Below are 19,810 nucleotides of genomic sequence, written 5' to 3' on the forward strand. Positions count from 1 at the left end.
TTCACCCCACCTCTTTACAACTTCGCCACCAGTGCGTAGATGGTCATGCCCAGGGCGAACAGGTAGCAGATGGTCATGGAAATCTGGAGGAGCCGGGGCGGTTTCAGCCCTTCGTTCACGTCTTTCCGCCAGATCATCCGGGTAACGAAGAACCCGGTGGTGGGGGTACCGATGGCCGTGGCCAGGTTGGCAATGAAGATCAGCTGGGTGGGAGACCCGTTGTACAGGAAGCAGATCACCGTCCCGAACACGATGCAGGCGGTACAGCTCCACCGGACCAGTCTGCTTTCCAGGCTCACATCCTTGTCCAGCCCTGCGTTCAGCAGCACCACGCCCCGCTGGGTATTCCCCAGCAGGCTGGAGAAAGCGGCTCCCAACAGAGCCAGTCCCATGACCAGGTTGGCATAGCTGCCCAGGAAGGGCCGGAGCATATCCGCCAGCTGGACAGGGGATTTGATCCGCAGTCCCTGAGGATGGAGGACGATGACCCCTACCAGCACCACAGCCCCGGAAATCAGGATCACCGTCACCACATGGGCAATGGCGTCCGCCAGCATAGTGCCGTTGAACATGTCCTTTTTGTTCCATTTCTTTTCCGCTCCCAGGTAGGTGCCGTAGACCCCGGCGGTAATGGCCGCATGGGTGCTGATAAACGCCAGGGAGTGGCGGATGCTGCCGTTGGGGAAGCCCCAGTGGGTAACACCCCGGAAAAAGCCGCCCCATTCCGGTCCCCCGGATACATACAGGGTGGCGTAGAAGGCGGCGATCATGGCCAGGATGCATACCAGGATCCCCTTTTCCACTTTGGAATAGGTATTCTTGGCAAAATACATGGCCAGCAGGATGGCGATCATGATCAGGGACCCGATCTTCCAGTCGATGCCGAAAAGCAGGTTCATGCCGGCGCCGCTGCCGGAAATGTTCCCAAAAGTGAAAAACAGGCAGGCCAGGAACAGACAGCAGCCTACAAAAGCGGCTGCGGCTTTCCCGTAAAAATGCCGGATGGCGTGGATGATGGGCAGTCCGGTGATCATGGTGATCCGGTAGCAGGTCAGCATGAAGGTGATGCCCATGACGAAAATGGGGATGAACAGCCACAGCATGTCATAGCCATAGTTGGCCCCCAGCATGGAGGCGGTGGTAATGGCTCCCGGGCCTATGACCACCCCGGTCAGCACGATGCCGGGACCGATCCGCTTCAGCATCTGCAGAAAAGTCAATTTGGGAACCGTCTCCGGGTCAAAGCCCAAATGTTCAATGTACATAATACCTTCTCCTTGTCCATGTCCGCTGCTGCCGGTTCCCGGCCGACAGCAGCGGGTAATTTGGGATTGTTTGGGGCAGCTGCTTGCAATCGTTTGCATTATTTCTGGTTATTTTATAGCATTTTCCTCCTGTTTCCGTCAATGTTTTCTGATACTTCTGCAATTTCTTGCAGGGTGAGCAGCACTATATAATCAGTATTCACGGGCTTTTTCAGCTTTTTATTGACTTTTTTCACCAGGTATGATATGTATTTCTTATCTGCAAACGTTTTCAGAAATCAGCGGAAATAGAAAAAAATCCAGACGCAGTCCGAAAAGGTCCGTCCGGAAAGGAGGGAAACCCATGCCAACCCTGAAAGACGTGGCCAGGCTGGCCTGTGTGGACGTAAGCACGGTCTCCCGGGCCCTGAATAACAATCCCTGTGTCCACGCGGAAACCAAAGCCCGGATCATGGCCGCCGTGGAAAAGCTCAGCTACCGGCCCAACCTGCTGGCCAAAGGTCTGCGCCAGGGCAAACGCCACACCATCGGAGTGGTGGTTCCCCGGCTCCACTTGACAGTGTTCTCCACCGTGGCCCAGGCCATCGAGGAGGCGGCCCGTGACCAGGGATACGCCACACTGCTGTGCAGCACGGAAGATGACCCTCAGATGGAAAAAGACGGCCTCAGCCGGCTGCGGAACGGCCTGGTGGACGGGATCCTGCTGGCAGGCACCGGCAAGAATAAAAAACTGGTCCGGGACATCCAGGCCTCCGGGATCCCGGTGACCCAGGTGATCCGGATCCAGGACGATACCTTGTCCAGTGTTACCGTGGACTATGTAAAATGCGGCTACGAAGCGGTAAAGTACCTGTATGCCAAAGGCAGCCGCCATCCCGGTCTCATAACCGGTTCTTTGAAACTGTCTCCCTATAAATTCCGGTATCAGGGCTATAAGGAGGCCCTGGAGGAATTGGGATTGAAAGAGATCACCTCCGAAGCCAAAGGTTTCACCAATTCCCTGGAATATGGCTACCAGGCCACCCGGCAGATGCTCCAGGAGCATCCGGAACTGGACGCCATCCTGGCGGCCATGGATGCCCAGGGGATCGGAGCCATGCGGGCCCTGAAGGAAGCAGGGAAAAAGGTCCCCAGAAATGTGCGGATCATCAGCCTGACCGGTCACGAAATCGGCAGTATGCTGGAAACCACCATGACCACTCTGGAAATGCCCGCCCGGGAAATCGGCCGGAAAGCCGCCCAGCTGGTGCTGGAACAGATCGAAGCCAAAGATCGGAGTGCCGTGGCCATCCAGCATGTGGTCTATGATTCGGTGCTGATCGAACGGGAAAGTACGTAATACAACTGTTGTGCAACCATTGTAGGACAAAGGTTGGATGAAAAAAGGTGTTGCACATTGTGTGCAACACCCCTGTCACTAGCCTCTTGTCACTGGTCACTGGATGCGGGCGGACCAAGGGAACTGTGAAAAAATGAGAAATCATTTTTTCACAGCTCCCTTTTTTACATAAATTTTGAACCGAAGCTGTATACTGTCAAGGCCGTGGTGAACAGATAGCATACAGTCATGGCAATCTGGAGCAGCCGGGGCGGCTTCAGGCCGGCTTGGACGTCTTTCCGCCAGATCATCAACGTAACGAACAGACCGGCTGTAGGCGTTCCGATACTGGTGGCCAGGTTGGCCAGGAAAATCAGCTGGGTGGGAGACCCACTGTAGGCAAAACACACAGCCACCCCCAGCAGCAGGCAGGCCACGCAGCTCCACCGGACCCGTTTGCTTTCCAGGCTCACTTCCCAGTCCATTCCGGCGTTCAGCAGCACCACTCCCCGCTGAGTGTTCCCCATAAGAGCGGAAAACGCAGATCCCAGCAGCGCTGCCCCCATCACATAGCGGGCTTTGCTTCCCAGGACCGGTTCCAGCATCCCGGCCATCTGTACCGGACTGCTGATCTGAAGGCCCCTGGGGTGGAGCACAATGGCTCCCACGGTCACAATGGCCCCGGAAATCAGGATAACCGTCAGGACATGGGCGCAGGCATCGGACAGCATGGTCCCATTGAACAGATCCTGCTTCTTCCATTTTTTCTCTGCCCCCAGATACGTTCCATAAATCCCGGCGGTAATGGACGCATGGGTGCTGAGAAAGGCCGGAGAGCTTAGGACACTCCCTTCCGGAAATCCCCAGTGGATGATTCCCTGGAAAAAGCCCTGGGGATCCGGTCCCCCGGAAGCGTACAGCGTGGCATAAAACGCCACGATCATGCCCAGGATACAGACCATCACCCCTTTTTCGATTTTGGAATAGGTGTCCTTGGAAAAATACAGCCCCAGCAATAGTGCCAGCATAATCAGCGCCCCTACCTTCCAGTCCACCCCAAACAGCAGATTCATCCCTGCCCCGCTGCCGGAAATGTTCCCAAAAGTGAAAAACAGGCAGGAAAAGAACAGGCAGATGCCTACAAAGGCCGCTGCTCCTTTGCCATAATAATGCCGGATGCCGTGGAGCAGAGGCATCCCGGTAAGCATGGCCAGCCTGTAACAGGTAAGCATAAAGGTAATGCTCATGATGAAAATGGGAATGAACAGCCACAGCATCCTGTACCCATAGCTGGAACCCAGCATGGCTGCGGTGGTAATGGCTCCCGGCCCCACCACCACCCCGGCCAGGATGATCCCGGGGCCGATCCGTTTGAGGATTTCCAGGGCAGTCAGCCGTTTGACTGTCGCCGGGTCGAAGCCAAGTTGTTTATTGATTGTTGTTTCCATTGTGTATTCCTTTGCTGATAATAAAGCGGCTGCCCGTCATTGGATGAGCAGCCGCTTTGCAGTTTCCTTTATAGAAGGTAAGAAGGGTGGATTGAATCAATCCGTTAAAAGGGATTGTTTTCGCCTGTTTTAGGAGGATGGGTTTGTTTATTTTTCAAACGGTTTCATATCCACTTTAGGCAGGCCGCTCTTTTTCAGACCTTCTGCCACCCAGTCTTTTTCTTCCTGGTCCAGAGGCAGCACCGGTTTCCGCATGAGGCCGCTGGTGAATACGCCCCGCTGTACCAGAGCTTCCTTCAGGCGGGCATGGGCTTCACCGGAAGGCTGGCCGCCGCCATAAATGGCCTGGCTGATGGGGTAGATGTTGTTGGAAGCATCCTGGGCTTCCTTCAGGGTGTGGTTGGCCGGATCCTTGAAGACGCTCCAGGCTGCAGTGATCAGTTCAGGCACGCAGCCGGCAAACCCGATGAGAGCGCCGTCCATGCCAGGGAACCAGGATACGCACAGGGTTTCGTCATGGCAGGTGATCAGAGATACATCCGGGCAGGCTTTCCGCAGTTCACGGACATCATGTTCGTAGATGGCGGTGACACGGGTGCCCATCTTGATGGCCTTTACATGGGGGATTTCCTTGACCATCTTGATCAGGGTTTCCACCGGATAGAAGGCTTTGCTGGTGGCCGGATACAGATGGATGATAATGTCGATGTCGGCACCGTCAGCCACGTCTTTCACGAACTGGAAGGGAGCTTTGGGGTTCATCCCGAAACGCAGCCACATATGAGGAGGCATCAGCAGGATCCCGTCAGCCCCGGCGTCTTTGGCATCTTTGGCCATTTCGATGGCGCCTTCGGTATTTTCACAGTTGACCCCGGAGATGATGGTCATCACATCCCCGCATTCTTCCGCACAGATTTCCGTAACCCGTTTCCGTTCTTCCCGGGTCAGGCCGGTGACTTCGCCGGTATGGCCGTTGCAGACCAGGCCTTCGATGCCTTTGTTGTAGAAGGATTTGATCCAGCGCAGGTACGCTCTGAATTCCGGTTCGTTGATGGAATAATCAGCGTTCAGAGGAACGGATACCGCCGGGAAAATGGTCTTGAAGTTCTTTACTTTTGCCATGGTGAAAACCTCCTGAAAATGATCTTATATTTTTTGCTTGTCTCTGCAATCGTTTGCATCAACCTTGGCTATTTTATATCATGTTTCCCGGTTCCCCGTCAATATTTTCTGACAGTTTCGCAATTTTTTGCATTGCAATTTTTAGGACTATTCTAGTATTGATGCGCTCCTTCGGCTTTTTTCCATTTTTTATCTTTTTCCGTTTTTCTCCTGCAAACGATTTCACACCACGCCTGTGCTGCTCTGCAGCATCCTGGAAAACTGCTATAATGGGTCCTGTCTGAAAGGAGTGTTCCCCATGTATAAAAAATTTTGGCTTTCGATGACCGCCTTGCTGACGGTCCTGGCCTGTCTGCTGCCCATGGAGGTCCTGGCCCCCACCGCGGAGGCCCGCCGGTACCAGCGGGTGGTGATCCTCAGTGACATCCATTATGGGAGCAAATCCCAAAAGCCGGACGTCCGGACCCGGAAGATCCACAACAAGGAACAGGCGGTCCGGGACATCAACCGCTGGCAGGATGTGGACCTGTGCGTCTTTACCGGGGATATGGTCCAGAAAACCGGCAGCCCGGCAGATTACAAACTGGCCCGGAAGCTGACGGACCATCTGAAAAAGCCCAAGGAATTCCTGGCCGGGAACCACGAAATCATCTACCACCGGGATCTGTCCAGCACCGGAAAACTGGTTCCGGCAGATTCCTACGAACGGGGTCTCCATATGCAACAGTATGAAAAGGACTTTGGTCCCCTGTATCATTCCCGGAAGTTGGGACCCTACTTCCTGCTGTTCCTGTCCCCGGATACCCTGGAAAGCAAATATGCAGTGGAACTGTCCAAAGAACAGCTGGACTGGCTGAAAAAGGAACTGAAAGACCACCGGCAGGAACCCACCCTGATCTTCTGTCATGCCCCTGTCACCGGAACCATGATCCCCGGCAGCAAACTGGACAAACCCCGGAATTATGTCCAGCCGGCCAAAGCCATAGGCAAACTGCTCCGGGCCAATCCCCAGATCCTCCTGTGGGTTTCCGGCCATACCCATACTTCTCCCAAAAATCCCAGTTTTTCCAATCCGGTGAACCAGATTGCCGGTACAGCCATCCTGGATGTGTACAACCCCACCTGGGACGGAAAACAGGTATGGACCAATTCCCTGTACCTGTACCCGGAAAAGATCCTGATCCGCACCTACAGCCACAAAACCCATCAGTGGCTGCCCCAGTTTGACCGGACGGTATGGGTTAAGGGGCTCTACCGCTAAGGGGTGCTGCACGCAACGTGCAGCACCCCCTTTCTTATAAAGTACTGTAGACTGTTTTCTTCCCGCTTTTTTCCGGATTCTTTTGGATGGATGCGAAATAATGCTCTGTGTCTTCCACCAGGCTGTTGGTGAGAAGGGTCCGGAAAGCGGCTGGTTCCATCCCTTCACCCAGGACGGCGAACACATAGTTCCCGGTTTCCCAAGTTGCGGCGTAGGATTGGGGCCCGATCTGGGCCAATTCCACTTCTGTCTCATTTACGCGTTGCTTCTTCCATTCAGCACCGTAAATTCCGCTGAGATTGTCGTTTTTATTATCTTTTTTTAATGCAGTACGGATTCTCACCCTGCTGTCCGGCTGTCCCATCCGAACGAAGGCAAGATCTGAAGCCCGGCCGCCGATCACGGAAATCCCCTCCAGGGCATAGCCGGAATCCCGGCTGAGAGTCAGCGGGCAAAAGCCCAGGACGCCGGCAGCGGACTGATAGGTTCCATAACTGACAATGGGGTTGGGGATCTGGACGGATCCTTCGTCAGCAGGAGCGGCAGCCCCCAGGCCGGCAGTGCCCAGGACCAATACAGCCGCCCCGGCAGCCAGGGAATGTTTCAGTTGAGAAGTGTACATGGCAAGACCTCATTTCCGATAGAGTAAAAAACTGTATTTCCAGAAGGAGTGTAACACCGAAAGGCCCGTGGAACAAGAGGAAAAACAGTTTTGGAATGGGGAAAACAGCCTTAACGGGGAAAGTGCATAAAAAAAGTGCAGGAGTTTGCAGGAAAAAGGGGAGGAGGCTGCTGCAGATGCAGCAGCCTCCGATCAGCAGTCAATGGTCAACAGCTGAAGGAGGAAACCCGCGGCTGCCAACCCACCGCCCTTTTCCTCTTTTTTCTTTTGGCACAAATAAAAAAAGAAGCTGTTGCCGGAGCAACAGCTTCTTTTCATTTTCAATTGGTGGGATTATGCGGATTCGAACCGTAGACCTCATCGATGTGAGCGATGCGCTCTAACCAACTGAGCTATAATCCCGATAAATTGTATTATACGCTACTTGTCCAAATAATGCAAGGGTTTTTAGAAAAAAATTCCGGCAGCCACGCCCGCCACCAGAAGACCGGGGAGCATATTCCCTACCCGGATCTTCAGGAGCTTGGTCATGTTGATGCCGATTCCCAGGATCATCAGTCCGCCGCAGGCGGCAACTTCCTGGACCACAAGCTGGCTCATCCAGGGCCCCAGGAATCCTGCCAGGGCGGTAAGGATTCCCTGATAAACCCCAACGGACAGAGCCGAGAACAGGACACCGACCCCAAAATTGGAAGCATAGATAATGCCGCTGAGACCGTCAATCAGCGCCTTGGTGTAAAGGGTGGTGGGATCCCCGGACAGCCCGTCCTGGATGGACCCCACAATGGCCATGGCCCCTACACAGTACAGCAGACTGGCGTTCAGGAACCCTTCCACAAAGGCGTCCGTCCCGGCATCCCCCTTCTTCCGGGATTTTTGGAATTTTTCAGCCAGGAGGGTTCCCACCTGTTCCAGTTTTTCCTCAATACCCAGGGCTTCTCCCAGGATGGAGCCCACCACCAGACTGATGATGGTCAGCAGGATGTGCTGCCCCTGGAGAGCCATCTGGATCCCCAGGACAATGACACACAAAGCCAGTCCGTAGATCACGGTTTCCTGGTATTTTTCCTTGATTCCCCGGCCCACCAGAAGACCGAACAGACTGCCCCCTGCAATGGCGGCCACATTCACAACCGTTCCCATTCCCACCATAGCCGCCTCCTACACGGTAAAGAGGCCGGGCTTTTTCCGGCCGGCGTTTTTTTCCGGCCCTTTCAGCAGATCATAGAGCCGTTCCAGATCTTCCGGCCCGTAGTATTCGATGAGGATCCGTCCTCCTCTGTCCTTTTTGAACGGTTCTATCTTCACCCGGGTGCCCAGATACTGGATCAGTTTTTCCTGGAAGGCATGGGTATCCGTATCCTGGGGCTGGCTTTCCCTGCCGGCGGCTTTCTTACCGCCCTTCTTCTGTTTTTCCGGTTTTTCCGGAGGAATCAGGTCCTCTTCCGTCTGGAAATACAGATGCCAGGGCTTCCCTTCCCGTTCCGCCTTGGCCACTTCTTCCACCACCCGGGCGGACCAGCCTCCTTCCGCTGCCTTCCGGGCCAGTTCCGTGATTTTCTCCGGCGCATCCAGTCCCAGGAGCGGCCGTACCTGGCCGGGGGTAAGTTTGCCTGCAGAGACCATTTCCGCCGCCTCAGGAGGCAGTTTCAGCAGCCTCAGGGCATTGGCCACCGCAGCCCGGCTCTTCCCCAGCTTGGCCGCAGCCTCCTCCTGGGTGAGCCCCAGGCTTTCCATCAGGTTCTGGATGCCCCGGGCCTCTTCCATGGGATCCAGATCGCTGCGCTGCATGTTTTCCACCAGGGCCACTTCCATCATGGCACTGTCATCGTATTCCCGGACCACCACCGGCACTTTGGTGAGCCCGGCGGCTTTGGCCGCCCGCCAGCGCCGTTCTCCGGCCACGATTTCATACTGCCGGCCTTTTTTCCGGACGATGAGAGGCTGGATCACCCCGCTTTGCCGGATGCTTTCCTCCAGTTCCCGGAGCTTGTCCGGATCGAAGGTCTTCCGGGGCTGGTAGGGATTGGGCTTCAGATTCTTCAGGGCCACTTCCCCTACGGTTTCCCCGGCTTTCTTTTCTTCCACTACCGGTTTGGGAGCCGGTGCCTTGGTCCTGCGCCCTCCAAACATCTTGTCCAGGCCCGTCATGCCCAGACCGCCTTTCTTACCGGCCACGGCGCTTCACCTCCCTTGCCAGGCTCCTGTAAGCTTCTGCCGCCTTCCCGTGGGGATCGTACACCGTAATGGGCTGGCCGTAGCTGGGCGCCTCTCCCAGCCGTACGGAACGGGGGATCATGGTCTTGAACAGAAGATCCGGGAAATGTTCCTTCACCTGGGCCACCACATCATTGGACAGGTTGGTCCGGCTGTCGGTCATGGTCATGACGATCCCTTCAATGGCCAGGTCCGGATTGGTGGACTGGCGGATCCGGTCCACCGTAGCCAGCAGCTGGGTCACCCCTTCCAGAGCATAGAATTCGCACTGGATGGGAACCAGCACTCCATCCGCCGCCGTCAGGGCATTCACCGTCAGGAAACTGAGGGAAGGAGGACAGTCGATGATTACGTATTCATAATTGTCTTTTATTTTGGACAGATGCTTCTTCAGGGCATTGGCGGGATTCTTCTTTTCGATCAGGTCGATTTCCGCCCCTGCCAGGTTCATGGTGGCGGGAGCCACCCACAGGTTCTTCCAGGCAGTGGGCTGGATGATGCTGTCCAGCTCCGTATTGTTGATCAGCACATCGTACATGCAGCAGGCCAGGCTGTTTTTATCGATACCCAGACCGCTGGTGGCGTTTCCCTGGGCATCCAGGTCCACCAGCAGGGTCTTTTTCCGGCTTTCCGCCAGACAGGCCGCCAGGCTGATGCTGGTGGTGGTCTTCCCCACCCCGCCCTTCTGGTTGGCCACGGCAATGACTCGGGTCATAGGGTCCACTCCTTTCGTTTCTTTTTGGGACACTGTAGGATATTGTAACATAGAAAAGCGGGTCTGTGAAAATTCTTTTCACAGACCCGGTCAACGGTCAGCAGCCAAATGGAAAAATTTGCCAGCAAATTTTTCTGAATGGAAACGCAGCTGCCGCTGCTAACCCACCACCAGCCTAATGGCTGGTCCCCCGCCCTTGAAAAGGGCGGATAAATGGCACATCGGGCTTACGCCCTTGTGCTGCAAGCAAGGGCCAGAGGCCCGAGCGTATATCCGCCCTTTCCAAGGGCGGGGGTATCCATGCGCAGCATGGGTGGTAGGTTAGCAGCGTGAGCTGCGTTTTATTTTCAGGAAACCTGCTGCACAGGTTTCCTCTTTCGGCCGCTGACCATCAAATCCTGTACCCTCTCTTCCCGATTTCCACCACCGTCTCACAGGCTTTGACCAGGCTGGGGATGGGGAGGTATTCGAACCGGCCATGGAAGTTGGTTCCTCCGGTGAACAGGTTGGGGCAGGGCAGACCCCGCCAGGACAGCCGGGCTCCGTCGGTGCCGCCCCGGATGGGATCCACCGACGGAGTGACCCCTACGGCTTCCATGGCCTCTTTGGCCAGTTCCACTACGGCCATGTGCCCGTCCCGGATCTTTTCCCCCATGTTGAAGTACATGTCCCGGTGCTCCACTTCCACGCTGCCGGCCCCGTACTTTTCATTCAGGAAAGCGGCCATACGGTCCAGGAAGGCTTTCCGTTCCTCAAAATGCTTTTTGTCATGGTCCCGGATCAGCATGTGGATTTTGCAGGTCTCCACATCCCCGGTGATCTTGTGTACATGGAAGAATCCTTCGTACCCTTCGGTATATTCCGGCTTTTCCCCGGCAGGCAGGGCCTGCTGCCATTCCATGGCCAGGGTCAGGGCATTCTTCATCTTCCCTTTGGCGGAGCCGGTGTGGACGCTGCGGCCGTGGAAGGTGATCACCGGATTGTCCGCGTTGAAGTTCTCATATTCCAGGCCTCCCAGTTCGCCCCCGTCCACGGTATAGGCAAAATCCGCCCCGAATTTTGCCACATCGAAGGCAGAGGAACTCCGGCCGGTTTCCTCATCAGGGGTAAAGCCCACCCGGAGAATCCCGTGGGGAATTTCCGGATGGTCCCGGAAATATTCCAGAGCCGTCACAATGGCCGCCACCCCGGCTTTGTCGTCCGCCCCCAAAAGGGTGGTGCCGTCGGTGAACAGGATATCCTGGCCCCGGTACTTTTTGACCTCCGGGAAATCTTCCGTGGAAAACAGGATCTGTTTGTCCCGGTTCAGCAGGATGTCTTTTCCGTCATAGTTCCGGACCAGGAGCGGTTTCACGTCCTTGCCGGAAGCTTCCGGACTGGTGTCCATATGGGCGATGAATCCCACGGTGGAACCGGTGATCCCTGCTGTGGCCGGCAGGGTGCCCATTACATACCCCTGGTCATCCAGGGACACATCCGTAAGCCCCAGGCTTTTCAGTTCTTCCGCCAGGAATCTGGCCAGCACCATCTGGCCCGGTGTGCTGGGCAGTTCCCGATCATTCTCCTCGCTGGATTGGGTATCGAAAGAAACGTATTTCAGGAACCGGTTGATGATGGTTTGAGAATCAATCATGGTATCATTCCTTTCTGGAGGATTGGGCTGCTGCCAGGGCAGCAGCCCAATTTAGTGTCTCGGGCCTCGAGTCAAGAGTCTCGAGGCCCTGGATAGAACCTGTCTTTCAGTCAGGTTCTTTTGAAAGTACAGACCAGAAACGTTCTGGATATGGAAACGGATATCTTATGGATAACGGACCAGGTTTTATACGTTCAAAAATTTGCCTGCAAATTTCTCATTTGGCTCGAGACGCGAGACCCTGGGCCCGAGACCAGGCTATTGCACAAAATGTGCAATAGCCTTATCACAGCTTAAAATCCACAATGGCTCCCACGCCCACTCCGTCAACCCGGTTGATGTTGGTGATGCTGGTGGCGTCGATGGGGATCATGGCCTTGACCCGGGCCACGCTGAGGAATTTTCCTTCCAGCTGGCCTACGGCTTTTACCTTGTCCACTTGAGCTTTGGGGCCCACCACCTGGACGGCCCCGATATAGCTTCCGCTGCCCATACTGAGAATGGGCACCACTTTGGTGGCATAGTGGGTATCCAGGCCTTTCTGGAGAGTCAGTTTGTTGATAAAGGTGTTGATCTCCCCGCCGAACCGGCTGACCAGGTAGCTGATGCCCCCCAGTTTCAGCACGGATCCCAGGTCAAAGGCCTGAGCCGGCAGGGCAGCGGTACCTGCCCCCAGCAGATAGGCGGAAAGCACCGCAGCTGCAATTTTTTTGTTCATGATGGAGCCTCCTTCCGGTTGTATCTCCCCTAGGATACCATAAAGAAGTTACGTTTGTGTGACAAATGGGATTGTTGCACGTTCTGTGCAACAACCCCAAGCTGTAGAGCCGCATGGCGGCTCAAGTCCGGAGTCTGAAGTCAGGAGCCGAAGGATAAATTTGCAGGCAAATTTTTGAATGTGTAGAACCTTTGGGCAAAATGATATCCCGGGTCGATTTCGAGTCCGGTTCTATATAATCGAAAGGATCCGCCCAACCAGGCAGATCCTTTCCTGAGGCTCCAGACTTCAGACTTCCGACTCTCGACTATAAAAAAGGCAATGTTTCACGTGAAACATTGCCTTTTTGGGGCTGCTTACAACGGCTTCTTTACTGCCGTCCCTGCTTTTCTGGGATACTGTTTCGGGGTGGAGCGGACTTTTTCTATGGTGATGATGGCCCGTTTGTCCGTGAGCCCCGGCAGCTGTACCGGCCGGATCTCCCGGATCTTTCCGCCCAGCACTTCCACTGCATGGCGGGCGGCATCCGCTTCTTCCTGGTATTTGCTGCCCTTCATGGCGTAGAACACTCCGCCTACCCGGACCAGTGGCAGGCAGTATTCCGCCAGCACCGGCAGAGCCGCCACCGCCCGGGCCACCGCCACATCGAATTTCTCCCGGAGAGCCGGATCCTTCCCGGCATCTTCCGCCCGGCCGTGGACCAGCCGGACCTGCCCCAGTCCCAGGGTCTCCACCACCTGTCCCAGGAAGTTCAGCCGTTTCTGGAGGGAATCGATCAGGGTCACCCGCATCCCCGGATCATAGATCTTCAGGGGCAGTCCCGGAAAACCGGCCCCTGTTCCCACGTCCACAATGGTGTGGTTGTGGAAGGCTTCCCGGTTGTACACCAGCAGGGAGTCCACCATATGCTTCACCGCCACTTCCTCCGGATCCGTAATGGCGGTCAGGTTCAGGCTTTTGTTGGTTTCCAGCAGCAGGTCCCCATACTGCTGGAACTGGTCCAGCTGTCCTTCCGTAAGAGGGAAGCCGGCAGCCTCTGCCGCCTGTTTCAGGGTTTCCCGGTAACTCATGCTTCTTCTCCCTTCCGCCGCTGGGTCTCCAGATACACCATCAGCACGCTGATGTCCGCCGGGGATACCCCGGAGATCCGGCTGGCCTGGCCGATGGATACCGGCCGCTGTTTGGTGAGCTTCTCCATGGCTTCCGAAGACAGTTCCTGGATCCGGCTGTAGTCCAGGTCCTCCGGCAGCAGCTTGTCTTCCAGTTTCAGGGCCCGTTCCACTTCCTGTTTCTGTTTCCGGATATAGCCCTGGTACTTCACCTGCACATCCACCTGTTCCGCCGCATCCACCGGCAGTTTTTCCAGGCCGAAGGCGTCCGCCAGTTTTTCATAGGTCACTTCCGGCCGCCGGAGGAGATCCAGCATATTGATGGAACTCCGGAGGGCCGTGGATCCCAGGCCGGTGATCTTTTCCTGGTTTTCCTCGCTGGGGGCCAGGTTGATCTTGGACAGATTGGCCAGGGTCCGTTCAATGATGTCCCGCTTCTTCGTAAAGGCGTCATACCGCTCATCGGTGACCAGCCCCGCATCCCGGCCCTTCTGGGTCAGCCGCAGGTCTGCATTGTCCTGGCGGAGGAGCAGCCGGTATTCCGCCCGGCTGGTCATCATCCGGTAGGGTTCCGTGGTCCCCTTGGTCACCAGGTCATCGATGAGCACCCCTATGTAGGCATCGCTCCGTTTCAGGATCAGGGGCTTCTTCCCCTGGAGCTTCAGGGCTGCGTTGATCCCGGCCATAAGGCCCTGGGCAGCGGCTTCTTCATACCCGCTGGTGCCGTTGGCCTGGCCGGCACTGAACAGGCCGCTGATGGCCTTGTGTTCCAGGTTGGCTTTCAGCTGGAGAGGATCCAGGCAGTCATATTCGATGGCATAGCCGGCCCGCATCATCTTGCAGTGTTCCAGCCCCGGGATGGTCTGCATGAAGGCCACCTGGATCTCCGCCGGCAGGGAAGAGCTCATGCCCTGGACATACACTTCGTTGGTCCGGAGCCCTTCCGGTTCCAGAAACAGCTGGTGCCGGTCCTTGTCGGCGAACCGGATGATCTTGGATTCGATGCTGGGGCAGTACCGGGGCCCCACCCCTTCGATCATGCCGTTGAACATGCAGCTCCGGTCCAGGTTGTCCCGGATGATCTGATGGGTCCGGGGATTGGTGTAGGTCAGATAGCAGGGCACCTGGTTCCGGGTGGTAATGGTGCTCATGAAGGAGAAGTTCCGGACCCGTTCATCCCCATACTGAGGTTCCATCTTGGTGTAGTCCAGGGTCCGGGCATCCACCCGGGCAGGGGTGCCGGTCTTGAACCGCATGAGCTGGAGTCCCGCTTCCTGGAGGGACCCGGTAAGCTTCATGGCGGACCGCTGGCCGATGGGGCCGGACATGTAGGCCACTTCCCCGTAGAGGATCTTCCCCCGGAGATAGGTACCGGTGCACAGGATCACCGCATCCGCTTCGAACACTTCCCCGGTTTCCGCTTCCACCCCCTGGACCTGGCCGTTCTTCACCAGCAGCTTGTCGATCATCAGCTGCTTCACATCCAGGTTGTCCTGGTTTTCCACCACTTCCTTCATGATGGTGTGATACAAAGGCTTGTCCGCCTGGGCCCGGAGCGCCTGGACCGCATACCCTTTCCCGGTATTCAGCATCCGCATCTGGATGCAGGCCTCATCTGCCGCCAGGCCCATCTGCCCGCCCAGGGCGTCGATTTCCCGGACCAGGTGTCCCTTGGCCGGTCCCCCTACGGAAGGGTTGCAGGGCATCAGGGCGATATTGTCCATGGACAGGGTAGCCAGAAGGGTCTTCTGTCCCATCCGGGCTGCTGCCAGAGCCGCTTCGCACCCTGCATGGCCGGCTCCCACAACAACCACATCATAATGATCCACTACGATCATGCTGTTTTCCTCCGCTTTTACTTGCCCACACAGAACTGGGCAAAAATCTCATCGATGATTTCATCCGGCACATCTTCCCCGGTGATCTCCCCCAGGTCATGGAGGGCCTGGGTCAGGTCGATGGTAAGACAGTCATAGGGCAGGTGCTGCCGGGCCCCTGTCAGGGCATCCTCCAGGCTCTGGAGGGCCTTTTCCAGCAGGTTCTGCTGCCGGGCGTTCTGGGTCATGCTGCTGCTTTCGCTGTCAGAGCCTTCCCCGTACACGAAATCCCGGAGCCACTGTTCCACCTGGTCCAGGCCCCGGCCTTCCTTCACGGACAGGACGATCACATCCCTGTCCCCACAGGCTTTCCGGAGGGCTTCCACGTCCAGGGCCAGAGGCAGGTCCGCCTTGTTCACCAGGATCAGTTTCTTCCGGTCCCGGAGGCTGTCCAGCAGCTGCCGGTCCTCCGGATCCAGCGGCTGGGAGCCGTCCAGCACCACCAGGGCCAGCTGGGCATCTTCCAGGGCCGCCCGGGACCGTTCCACCCCGATCTTTTCCACCAGGTCGCTGGTGTCCCGGAGCCCGGCAGTATCGGTGAGCACCAGAGGGATCCCTCCGATGGTCATCTGTTCTTCAATGATGTCCCGGGTGGTGCCGGGGATGTTGGAAACAATGGCCCGGTCCGCCTGGAGCAGGCTGTTCAGCAGGCTGGATTTCCCCACATTGGGCCGGCCCACAATGGCAGTCCGCAGCCCTTCCCGGAGGATCCGTCCGGCAGTGCCCCGGCGTACCAGGGTCTCCACCGCCTGTTTTCCTTCTTCCAGGATGGACACAGTCCGGTCATAGGTCACTTCTTCAATATCGTCTTCCGGATAGTCGATGCAGGCTTCCAGCTGGACCACCAGATCCCGGAGCTTCTTCCGCAGGGCCTTCACCTGCCGGGACAGACCGCCCTGATGGCCCCGGTTGGCTGCCGCCAGGGCCTGCCGGCTCCGGGCGTTGATGATGTCCATGACGCTTTCCGCTTCCGCCAGGTCCAGACGGCCGTTCAAAAAGGCCCGTTTGGTGAATTCCCCCGGTTCCGCCGGCCGGGCCCCTGCCTGGAAGGTCAGGGACAGGATCTCCTGGAGGGCTTCCCGTCCTCCGTGGCACTGGATCTCGCACACATCCTCCCCGGTATAGGAATGGGGGCCGGGCATGTACACTGCCAGCACCTCATCCACCACCTGGCCTTTGCCGTCCCGGATATGGCCGTACAACAACTTCCGAGCGTTTTCCTTCCCCAGCTTTTCCCGGCCGTCGAACAGCCGGTCTGCAATGGCCAGGCTGTGGGGCCCGCTGATCCGGATCACCCCGATGGAGCCCACCCCCAGGGCAGTGGCAATGGCACTGATTGTATCATCCATCTTTTTTTCCTCCAAAAAAAGGGGTTGTTGCCTGAGCAACAACCCCTTGTCAATTGTCAATTGTCAATGGTCAATTGCCGAAGGAAAGAATCTGTCCTGTCAGACAGATTCTTTTATTATGCAAAAACATATCGTGCTTACTCTAGCAATGACTGTCTATTTTAAGACCAGGTTTGATTCAATCCAAAAAAATTTGCCTGCAAATTTTATCATCCGGCCACTGACCATTGACCATTGACGGGGGTGCTGCATATCCGCTTTTCATGTGCAGCACCCCCTCATGCAGTTCCATTATTTCAAATCAATGACCACTTTCCGGTAAGGTTCTTCCCCTTCGCTGTAAGTGGTCACCGCCGGATCGTTCTGGAGACTCATGTGTACGATCTTCCGTTCGTAGGGATTCATGGGTTCCAGCATGGCTTTTTTCCGGGTCCGTTTCACCCGGTCCGCCAGGTTCCGGGCCAGCCGTTCCAGGGTTTCCCGCCGGCGTTCCCGGTAGTTTTCCGCATCCAAGATGATCCGGTTCCAGTTCTTCCGTCCCCGGTTCCCGGCCAGGTTGGTCAGGTACTGGAGGGCATCCAGGGTCTGGCCGTGTTTGCCGATCAGCACGCCGATGCCGTCCCCGTGGATCTTCAGGATGATTTCCTCATCCTTCCGGCTGATGAATTTTTCGATGAGCAGATCCATGCCCATGGCCCGGAAGATTTCTTCCAGGAAGGCCTTGGCTGCCGCTGCTGCCGCCTGCCGTTCCTCTTCCCGGTCCTCCGGAGCCTTGGCATCCTCCTGGGGAACCGCTTCCGTCTTCTCCACAGGGGCTTCCGCTGCTTCCGGAGCCGCCGGAGCTTCCGGTTCCGCTTCCTTCACCGTTACCCGGACTTTGGCATCCCGGCCTCCGAACAGGCCCAGGAGGGAAGGTTTGGATTCTTCCAGGACTTCCACCTCCGCCTGGTCCCGGCTGACGCCCAGTTCGGCCAGCGCTGCCTTCACTGCATCCTCGACGGTTTTGCCCGTCTTTTCCACCATGTTCATCTTCAAGCCTCCTTACAGGCCCCGAGGCACCTGTTTTGTCTTCTTATTTCTTCCGGTCCAGCAGGAACTGCTGTCCAATCTGCATAATGTTCATGACTACCCAGTACAGCACCAGGCCCGCCGGGAACTTGAAGCTGATGTACCCGATGAACAGGGGCATGAAATACAGCATGACCTTCCCCTGGGGATTGTCAGAAGCCGGCATGGTCTGTTTGGACTGGATAAAAGTGGTCAGTGCGGACAGGATGGGCAGGATGTAATAGGGATCCGGATCCGCAATGCTCTGCATCCACAGGAAGGAACTGGGGCCTGCATACTGGAAATCCCGGATGCCATAGAAAATCCCGATCATGATGGGCATCTGGATCAGGAGAGGCAGGCAGCCTGCCAGGGGGTTCACCCCTTCGGCCTTGTACAGTTCGGACATTTTCTGGTTCAGGGTCACCTTGTCATCCTTGTACCGGGCCTGCAGCTCCTTCATCTTGGGCTGGATCCGGCTCATGGCCCGGGTGGACGAAATCTGTTTGGCGGTAAGGGGCCACAGGATCAGTTTGATCAGGATGGTCATGATGATGATGGCCAGGCCGTAGCTGGGTTCACCGATAAGACGGGTCAGTTCATAGATGTGGGCCACAACCTGTTGGACAAACGAGCTTAAAATTTCCAAAGTTCGACTCCTTTTCTTCCTGTCCGTTACGGTACAGGATCATATCCTCCCTTGTGGAAAGGATGACATTTGAGTATTCTCTTCACAGCCAGAAAGGATCCCTTCAGGAACCCGTATTTCCGGACTGCCTCCAGCGCATATTGGGAACAGGTGGGTACGAACCTGCACCGGGGCGGAAAACAGGGAGAAATCCATACCTGATAAAAACGGATCAGGGCAATGGCAATTGTTTTCATAGACCCTCCGGGGTTTTACAGCAGCCCGGCCTTTCTGGCCAGCCGCCGGAAAACTTCCTCGTAAACTTCATAGGGAGCGTGTGCCAGACGATGACGGGCTACCCAGACAATGGCGTGTTTCCCCTTCAGACGGGCCTGTTCCTTCCGGAACACCTCCCGCATCCGGCGCTTTACCTGGTTCCGCAGCACAGCATGTCCCAGCTTTTTGCCCACAGCCGTCCCCAGCTGGTTCTCTCCGTTTTCGGAAGGGAGCACGTAAAAGACCCCGTACCGGTCCGCAAAGGAACGGCCTTTTTCATAGACCTCCTGGAACCGCTGGTGGGACTTGACCCGGTTGGCCTGGGTATATTTCATTGGAGGAACATTCTGTTCCAAAGTCCTGCACCTGCCTTGTAGTAAAATAGGCCGCGAAGAGCGGCCTATCTTGATCTTTATGCAGACAATCTCTTTCTGCCTTTTGCACGTCTTCTTTTCAAGACTTGTTTACCACCCAGAGTCTTCATTCTTTCTCTGAAGCCATGAGTCTTTTTTCTCCGATTGTTATTCGGTTGAAAAGTTCTCTTCATGTTCCTAACCCTCCCTTGCCTCCAAAGATACGTCAAGATCTATAATAAGTAAATCGTTTGACAGCTCATATCATTATAAGAGGAAAAAGGGAGGGTGTCAATATATTTACAAAGAAAAGAGGAGAAAATGACTGATTTTTTTACTTTTCATGGACCCGTTTCCCGGTAATGTGTTCCGGCACCAGTTCCAGCATGGTCACCCGGCTGGCCGCCCGGGCCATCACCTGGTCCACTTCCTCCGCCGAAGGGTAGTATTTCAGGCCGATCTGCCGCAAAAGGGCCATGGCCCGTTCCGGATCCTCCAGCACATGGAGCCGGCCGAACACGATCACCGACCGGACTGTGTAAGCCCAGTCCCCCGGGAGCTTCACTCCGGCATCGTGGACGCAGAAAGACACTTTGTCACAGCGCCGGATGGCATCGATCTTGTGGCCTTCCCCGGCTCCGTGGAAATAGATCCGGCCGGTTTCCCGGTGGTAATAATAGTTGATGGGCAGGGCATAGGGATATCCCTCATCCCCGGCCAGAGCCAGGGTCCCCCGTTTTTCCTCTTCCAGCACCTTCCGGCATTCCTCTTCCGGAAGGGCCTGTTTGAATCGCCGCATGGGACGGAACATGGTATCAACCTCCTTTGTGTATGGGGCTGCTGTCTCTGCAG

General features: G+C 56.4%; 20 protein-coding genes and 1 tRNA gene. 2 read left to right on the plus strand and 19 right to left on the minus strand.

The window, feature by feature from the left end; genetic code table 11:
• Positions 1-14: 14 nt before the first annotated feature.
• Complete coding sequence (locus ACZOF8_RS06295; RefSeq protein WP_487426687.1) at positions 15-1,265, minus strand: Nramp family divalent metal transporter; 1,251 nt, start codon at positions 1,263-1,265, stop codon at positions 15-17.
• A 343-nt stretch (positions 1,266-1,608) separates the two neighbouring features.
• Between ACZOF8_RS06295 and ACZOF8_RS06300 the strand changes: the two genes are divergently transcribed.
• Positions 1,609-2,604, plus strand: a complete 996-nt coding sequence (locus ACZOF8_RS06300) for a LacI family DNA-binding transcriptional regulator (protein WP_022488022.1) — start codon at positions 1,609-1,611, stop codon at positions 2,602-2,604.
• Between the two features lie 164 nt (positions 2,605-2,768).
• Here ACZOF8_RS06300 and ACZOF8_RS06305 read toward each other — a convergent pair whose 3' ends face one another.
• Together ACZOF8_RS06305 and ACZOF8_RS06310 are read right to left on the minus strand one after the other, a co-directional pair.
• Positions 2,769-4,031: an Nramp family divalent metal transporter gene (locus tag ACZOF8_RS06305; protein WP_487426688.1), complete on the minus strand. Its 1,263-nt coding sequence runs from the start codon at positions 4,029-4,031 to the stop codon at positions 2,769-2,771.
• Between the two features lie 147 nt (positions 4,032-4,178).
• A complete protein-coding gene (locus ACZOF8_RS06310; protein WP_022488024.1) occupies positions 4,179-5,153 on the minus strand; it encodes a dihydrodipicolinate synthase family protein in 975 nt (324 codons plus the stop codon).
• A gap of 298 nt (positions 5,154-5,451) precedes the next feature.
• On the opposite strand from ACZOF8_RS06310, the gene ACZOF8_RS06315 reads away from it, so the two are divergent.
• Complete coding sequence (locus ACZOF8_RS06315; RefSeq protein WP_487426689.1) at positions 5,452-6,414, plus strand: metallophosphoesterase family protein; 963 nt, start codon at positions 5,452-5,454, stop codon at positions 6,412-6,414.
• A gap of 34 nt (positions 6,415-6,448) precedes the next feature.
• Here ACZOF8_RS06315 and ACZOF8_RS06320 read toward each other — a convergent pair whose 3' ends face one another.
• From ACZOF8_RS06320 to ACZOF8_RS06395, 16 genes are all read right to left on the minus strand, one after another.
• Positions 6,449-7,036, minus strand: a complete 588-nt coding sequence (locus tag ACZOF8_RS06320; RefSeq protein ID WP_487426690.1) for a hypothetical protein — start codon at positions 7,034-7,036, stop codon at positions 6,449-6,451.
• 325 nt (positions 7,037-7,361) lie between these two features.
• Positions 7,362-7,438, minus strand: a tRNA-Val gene (locus tag ACZOF8_RS06325).
• A 45-nt stretch (positions 7,439-7,483) separates the two neighbouring features.
• The gene (locus tag ACZOF8_RS06330; protein WP_487426691.1) at positions 7,484-8,188 is read right to left on the minus strand and encodes a DUF554 domain-containing protein; all 705 of its coding nucleotides are present in this window, start codon (positions 8,186-8,188) and stop codon (positions 7,484-7,486) included.
• Between the two features lie 9 nt (positions 8,189-8,197).
• Positions 8,198-9,214 carry a ParB/RepB/Spo0J family partition protein gene (locus ACZOF8_RS06335; protein WP_487426692.1) on the minus strand — a complete coding sequence of 339 codons (1,017 nt, stop codon included), beginning with the start codon at positions 9,212-9,214 and terminating at the stop codon, positions 8,198-8,200.
• On the minus strand, positions 9,204-9,968 hold the full coding sequence (locus tag ACZOF8_RS06340) for a ParA family protein (RefSeq protein WP_022488029.1): 765 nt from the start codon (positions 9,966-9,968) through the stop codon (positions 9,204-9,206). Before ACZOF8_RS06340 ends, ACZOF8_RS06335 begins: the two co-directional genes overlap by 11 nt.
• 391 nt (positions 9,969-10,359) lie before the next feature.
• A complete protein-coding gene (pepT, locus tag ACZOF8_RS06345; RefSeq protein ID WP_487426693.1) occupies positions 10,360-11,601 on the minus strand; it encodes a peptidase T in 1,242 nt (413 codons plus the stop codon).
• Between the two features lie 286 nt (positions 11,602-11,887).
• The gene (locus tag ACZOF8_RS06350) at positions 11,888-12,319 is read right to left on the minus strand and encodes a hypothetical protein (protein WP_022488031.1); all 432 of its coding nucleotides are present in this window, start codon (positions 12,317-12,319) and stop codon (positions 11,888-11,890) included.
• A 356-nt stretch (positions 12,320-12,675) separates the two neighbouring features.
• Positions 12,676-13,389 carry a 16S rRNA (guanine(527)-N(7))-methyltransferase RsmG gene (gene rsmG, locus ACZOF8_RS06355; RefSeq protein ID WP_022488032.1) on the minus strand — a complete coding sequence of 238 codons (714 nt, stop codon included), beginning with the start codon at positions 13,387-13,389 and terminating at the stop codon, positions 12,676-12,678.
• A complete protein-coding gene (gene mnmG / locus ACZOF8_RS06360; protein WP_022488033.1) occupies positions 13,386-15,266 on the minus strand; it encodes a tRNA uridine-5-carboxymethylaminomethyl(34) synthesis enzyme MnmG in 1,881 nt (626 codons plus the stop codon). The genes rsmG and mnmG overlap by 4 nt, the downstream gene beginning before the upstream one ends.
• A gap of 17 nt (positions 15,267-15,283) precedes the next feature.
• Positions 15,284-16,654, minus strand: a complete 1,371-nt coding sequence (mnmE, locus tag ACZOF8_RS06365) for a tRNA uridine-5-carboxymethylaminomethyl(34) synthesis GTPase MnmE (protein WP_022488034.1) — start codon at positions 16,652-16,654, stop codon at positions 15,284-15,286.
• 291 nt (positions 16,655-16,945) lie between these two features.
• On the minus strand, positions 16,946-17,683 hold the full coding sequence (jag, locus tag ACZOF8_RS06370) for an RNA-binding cell elongation regulator Jag/EloR (RefSeq protein ID WP_288310325.1): 738 nt from the start codon (positions 17,681-17,683) through the stop codon (positions 16,946-16,948).
• A gap of 43 nt (positions 17,684-17,726) precedes the next feature.
• Complete coding sequence (locus tag ACZOF8_RS06375) at positions 17,727-18,350, minus strand: YidC/Oxa1 family membrane protein insertase (protein WP_022488036.1); 624 nt, start codon at positions 18,348-18,350, stop codon at positions 17,727-17,729.
• Positions 18,351-18,376: 26 nt separating this feature from the next.
• Complete coding sequence (yidD, locus tag ACZOF8_RS06380; protein WP_022488037.1) at positions 18,377-18,586, minus strand: membrane protein insertion efficiency factor YidD; 210 nt, start codon at positions 18,584-18,586, stop codon at positions 18,377-18,379.
• A 15-nt stretch (positions 18,587-18,601) separates the two neighbouring features.
• A complete protein-coding gene (gene rnpA / locus ACZOF8_RS06385) occupies positions 18,602-18,940 on the minus strand; it encodes a ribonuclease P protein component (RefSeq protein WP_022488038.1) in 339 nt (112 codons plus the stop codon).
• A 77-nt stretch (positions 18,941-19,017) separates the two neighbouring features.
• Positions 19,018-19,152: a 50S ribosomal protein L34 gene (gene rpmH / locus ACZOF8_RS06390; RefSeq protein WP_075579283.1), complete on the minus strand. Its 135-nt coding sequence runs from the start codon at positions 19,150-19,152 to the stop codon at positions 19,018-19,020.
• A 140-nt stretch (positions 19,153-19,292) separates the two neighbouring features.
• A complete protein-coding gene (locus ACZOF8_RS06395; protein ID WP_154487992.1) occupies positions 19,293-19,769 on the minus strand; it encodes a pyridoxamine 5'-phosphate oxidase family protein in 477 nt (158 codons plus the stop codon).
• Positions 19,770-19,810: the final 41 nt, after the last annotated feature.

It is taken from the genome of Acidaminococcus sp. (assembly GCF_057597765.1).